The organism is Mesorhizobium sp. M8A.F.Ca.ET.021.01.1.1 (genome assembly GCF_003998025.1).
Lineage (GTDB): Bacteria > Pseudomonadota > Alphaproteobacteria > Rhizobiales > Rhizobiaceae > Mesorhizobium.
This window is the reverse complement of sequence record NZ_RZSJ01000455.1, coordinates 1-5,216: the sequence shown is the minus strand read 5'-3', so window position 1 is coordinate 5,216 and position 5,216 is coordinate 1. Positions and strand designations below refer to the sequence as shown.

4 protein-coding genes are annotated in these 5,216 nt (G+C 65.5%); all 4 read right to left on the bottom strand.

Annotated features, from left to right (window positions below; genetic code table 11):
* Positions 1–681, bottom strand: a 681-nt coding sequence (locus EOA36_RS26905; RefSeq protein ID WP_145969323.1) for an Hsp70 family protein, incomplete at its 3' end; no start/stop codon positions are given.
* Positions 682–851: 170 nt separating this feature from the next.
* A complete protein-coding gene (locus tag EOA36_RS26900) occupies positions 852–1,640 on the bottom strand; it encodes a TIGR02186 family protein (protein WP_127280140.1) in 789 nt (262 codons plus the stop codon).
* Complete coding sequence (locus EOA36_RS26895; RefSeq protein ID WP_127280139.1) at positions 1,640–2,563, bottom strand: sulfite exporter TauE/SafE family protein; 924 nt, start codon at positions 2,561–2,563, stop codon at positions 1,640–1,642. The genes EOA36_RS26900 and EOA36_RS26895 overlap by 1 nt, the downstream gene beginning before the upstream one ends.
* A gap of 192 nt (positions 2,564–2,755) precedes the next feature.
* Positions 2,756–5,216 (bottom strand): SEL1-like repeat protein (locus tag EOA36_RS26890; RefSeq protein WP_145969322.1); only part of this gene is annotated, 2,461 nt, incomplete at its 5' end.

The window sequence follows — 5,216 nt, the reverse complement described above, 5'->3', positions numbered from 1 at the left end:
GCTCAGCAACCGGTCGAAATCGGTGCCGCCGATATGGATGCCGCGGCTGGCCAGGATGTCGTCCTTGCGGTCGGTCGATCGCGAGCGCTCCGGCGAGACCCGCACGATCGAGAAGTCGGACGTGCCGCCGCCCATGTCGATGATCAGCGCCAGTTCCTCGCGCGTTACCTTCTGCTCGTAGTCGAGCGCCGCGGCAATCGGCTCGAACTGGAAAGCGATGTGCTTGAAACCCTGGGCACGGGCGGCCTTCTCGAGCTCGCCTTGCGCCTTCGCGTCGGCTTGCGCATCGTCATCGACGAATTGCACCGGGCGGCCGAGCACCACGCTTTCTACCACGCCGCCGGCGTCCTCTTCGAGCCGCGTCTTCAGATGGCCGATGAACAGGCCGATAATGTCGATGAAGCCGATCTGGCGCGCCTTGATACGCGTCTTCTCATGGGCGAGCGAACTGCCGAGCACGCTCTTCAGCGAGCGCATTAGGCGGCCTTCGATGCTGTCGGTATAATCGCCGATCGCGCGACGGCCGAAATAGGTGTGGCCGTCCTCGAAGTTGAAGAACACGGCACTTGGCAAGGTGGGCTGTTCGCCCTCCAGCGGGACCAGCCGCGCCTTGCCGTTCCGGATCACGCCCACCGCGGAATTGGACGTGCCGAAGTCGATGCCGCCGAATGCCCGATGCATTGCAGCCTCCTGTAATTGTTTCGTGGCGGCAAGACAGCGGCGATGCATCGCGCTGTCATCCGGAAGGCCGGACCGCTCTGGCGAATGGTATGTGCGTGTTTGCCCTTGGGCTGGGAGGCGGCGGTTTATCGCATGGTGGGGAAAAGGGGAATCCCTCTTTTCCCCGAGCGTCAATCTTTGCGGAACACCAGCCGGCCGAGCCAGCCGGTCACCATGGCCAGCGATATGGCGAACACGCCATAGAGGAACGAATAGTCGTGGGCGACGCGGAAGATCGATTGTTCGAAGCCCGACTTGCGGATTTCGAGTTGCGCCGAACTCTCCTTGATGAACAGGCCGCTCTTGAACAGGAAGGCGCGCGCCTTGTGCGTGCCGACCGGCACATTCGGCGCCAGCCTGACCGTGGCGCGAAACAGGTTCTGCGACAGGAATTGCACGCCACCGACATTCTCGCTGTAGAGGCCCGCGGCGGCCTTGCGCTCGCGCAGTGCCGCCGTGAATTCCTCGATCGTCGCCGGGCTGTCACCGGCATCGGCGGGCTGCATATAGAGGTTGGACGCGCCGAGCGACAATTGCTTGTAGCTGTTGGGTTCGGTGATGTCCTGCAGCGGCCGCGTCGTCGCCACCGAATAGGACACCGGCACATTCTCGAAGGTCTCTGAATCCAGATTGATCCAGACGCCCAGCACCCGGTCCTTGCGGCGCACCACCACCGGTTTGGGCGGCCCTTCGAGCACGACGATGACGTCGTAGCGGCCCTGGCGTGCCACCAGTGGGTCGGGATTTTCCAGCGAACCGAAAATGGTCAGGTCGGCGCCGGAAAAACCGGCGGTGATCGACACCGCGTCGGTGGAGAGGCCGATCTGGATGCCTTCCGTCAATGGCGTCTGCGCCTTCGCCGGCGGGGCGGCGGTCAGGGACAGGAGAGCGACGGTTGCGAGCGCCTTCATGCCTTTCATCAGTTGAGGCCCAAGCCGGACAACGAATAAAGGTTGGGCGGCGTGACGAACAGATCGATGGCGAGCCGGATCGCCACCGCCAGCACCAGCAGCGCCAGCAGGGCTCTCAATTGCTCGCCGCGCAGCCGCTGGCCGGCCTTGGCGCCATACTGTGCCCCGGCCACGCCGCCGGCCATCAAAAGGAAGGCCAGCATCACATCGACGGTCTGGTTGGTGGTGGCGTGGACCAGCGTCGTGTAGGCGGACGTGAAGATGATCTGGAACAGCGAGGTGCCGATGACGACATTGGTCGGCACTTTCAAGAGATAGATCAGCGCCGGCACCATGATGAAGCCGCCGCCGACGCCCATGATCGACGACAGGAACCCGATGCCGGCGCCAAGGCCGAGCACCGGAATGACGCTGACGAACAGTTTCGACGCGCGGAAGCGCATCTTCAGCGGCAAGCGATGGATCCAGTTGTGCTGGCCGGATTTCTTCAGCACCGGTGCCGCACCGCTGCGCGTGGCGCGCAACGCGCTGATGCTCTCGACCAGCATCAGCCCGCCGACGGTGCCGAGCAGCACGACGTAGAGCAGCGAGATGAACAGGTCGAGCTGGCCGAGCCTGCGCAGGAAGCCGAACACGTAGATGCCGGCGGTGGAACCGACGATGCCCCCGGCGAGCAGCACGCCGCCGAGCTTGAAGTCGAGCGTGCCTCGCTTCATGTGCGAAAGGACGCCGGAGACGGAAGAAGCGATGACCTGGTTGGCGCCGGTGGCGACCGCGATTGCCGGCGGGATGTTGTAGAAGATCAAGAGCGGCGTGATGAGAAAGCCGCCGCCCACCCCGAACATGCCCGACAGGAAGCCCACCGCGGCGCCCATGGCCAGCAGCACGAAGACGTTGACGGAAATTTCCGCGATCGGGAGATAGATGCCCACCCGTCAGTCTCGATCAGTTTGCCTGTCGGCGAATAAAGCCGTTGCGGGCAGTATCGCATCGAAAAGCCAATTTTGTCTTGCGCCGACGCGGCAGCGGGGTCAAACCCCGCCACCGCGCCGAAACAAAAAACAACTCAATCAGTTAACAGGCAAATGTATGGCAAGGGCGTCGTGGAAACGACGCTTCTGCCGTTATTTGCGCGCCAGCAATGCCTTGACCAGTTTCTCGTCGACCGCGCCGGTCGCCGGCAGCTTGTTGGCGGTCTGGAAAGCGATGATCGCGTTCTTGGTTTTCTCGCCCATCACGCCGTCGGCGCCGCCTGCGTCATAGCCGTTCTTGTTGAGGATGAGCTGGATATTCTTGACCGCCTTCTTCATGTCGATGCCGGCGGTCGTCTGCGGCGTGCCTTCCTGCCAGGATTCGGGAATGTCCACCGAATTGGCCGCCGCGTTGAGCGGCTTGGCCTTCCACAATTCTGTCGCGGCGCGCGCCCGCTCGAGCTGCTCGGGCCGCAGCGCATTGGCGATCTCGTCGCGCTTGGCCGCGGCATCCTTGTCGCCGGTCTTGGCGACAAGCGCGAACCATTTATAGGACTCTTCCAGGTTCTGCTTCATGCCGACGCCCTTGGCGGCCAGGATACCGAGATTGAACTGGCTGTCCTTGACGCCGAGGTCGGCGGCCTCCTGGAACCAGTGCGCGGCCGATTCATTGTCGGTCACGCCGTCGGCGGCCATGGCGAACAGCACCGCCAGATTGTGCATGGCACTGGCGTTGCCCTGCGCGGCGGCGAGCTGGTACCAGGTCTTCGACTTCTTGATGTCGCGCGCGACGCCGATGCCCTTCTCGTAGAAATTGCCGATACGGTATTCGGCCGGCGCGAAGCCGAGTTCCGCCGATTTCTCGTACCATTTGGCGGCCGCCGGCATGTCTTCCTTGACGCCGCGCGACTCGGCGTAGCGCGAGCCGACCTCGAACAGTGCCTTGGCGTCGCCAGCGGCGGCGGCGTCACGCAAAGCAACGGGGCCGGCTTCGGCCGGGATGTCGAACTTGGTCGCGGCTGTCGCCGCCGGCTTGTCCATCGGCGCAACGGTGCCGGTCGTGTCGTTGGCCGTTGCCTCGGCGGCGGCCGTTGGCGCGGCTGATGCAGGTTGGGCATCGGCATCCGACGCCTGCGTACCGCTGGTGACGGCGGCTGGTGCCGGATCCGTTAAGGTAGGAGCAGCGGTCATCGGAGCAACAGGCGCCGGCGAGGCCGAAGCCATCGCGTCGGGAGCCATGGCCGGCGCGACGGGTGCTGGAGCGGGCTCGGCGGTAGGCGCGGGCATCGCGTCCGTATCCGACGGCATGGCCATGACGGTCTGCGCCGCCATGTCGTCCTTGCTTGGCGGCGCGGATTGTTCCGCCTGCCTGACGGTAGGGGCCGGCGCGCTGTCCGTCGCCACCGGTTGGACTTCGGTCTTAGGCTGGCTGGCGGTATCGACAGATGCCGTCTTCACCGGCTGCGAGGCGACGATGGGAGCCGCGTCGTTGCTTGCCACCTGGGCGGGATCCGAAAGAAACGCCTTGCCGAGCTGCAGGCCGGCAAGCGCCAGCATGATCGCTGCCGCCGCCATCAGGATCGGCTTGCGCCGCGCCTTGAGCAGGTCACCTATCCTGAGCGCCTTGACCGGGCCTTTCATCGTCGACTGGCGCTTCAGGGCGTCGGCCTCGGCCGCGGCCGCCTGCGCCGCGCGCCGGGCAGCGGCGATGAAATCCGATTTCGCGGCGTCGCTGTCGCCGGGCTTTGCCGGTTGTCCCCGCTCGTCGCGCACGCGCTTCATGATGGCATTGAGGTCGGGCGCGCCGGAGCCGGGCTCCAGCGGGCGGTTGGCGACTTTCGGGTCGAGCGGCTCGTCGAGATCGACACTCGGGATATCGGCGTCCGGCGCCGGGCCGGCCAGCGGCGGAACATCCGCCGCCTTCTTGCTCTTGAAGGCGCGCGCCAGCCCGCCGAACATCGACTTGCGGCCAGCAGGCTGGTCTTTTCTGGTGGTGGCGTCGGAACCGAGTGCGGCCATCGCGGCGGCGGCGGCGGCTTCCGCCGGCGAGCGCGCCCCCGGCCGGGCCGAAAAGCCCGATTCGACGTGCAGTGCCGGCTCGACTGACGAAGCAGGCTCGGCGCGCAATATGGCCGCGGCACGCGCGTCCAGATCGGCCATATCGCCGGTCAGCGGCAGCGGCTCGTCCATGGTCATCGACGGCGCGTTCACCGCCATCTTGGACCGCCGTGCGCCACGCCAGCCGCCCGGTTCGGTCGGAGCCGCATCCAGCAGTTCGCTTACCGCTTCGGACGGGTCGCTGGTTTCCAGCGAACCCAGCCTGTCGACGATCTTGAGCAGTGTATCGTGAATGGCCTCGAAGGTGCGCGAATTGCGTTCGTCGGAACGCCGCGTCAATGTCTCCAGTGTCTTCAGATCCTGGGCGAGGCCGGAAACCGCGGCCGTATTGGTGCTCGTTCCGGCCAGCGAGCGCACGGCGTTCTCGGCTGCCTCGCGTGCGGCGCCGAGGATGGAATCGCGGGTCCCGGCCAGCGCTTTCTCGATTTCGTTGAGGCGCGGGCTGATGTCCTCGAAGTCCGGCAGCGGCGTGCTGGGCCTGGAAAGATGCGCCGAC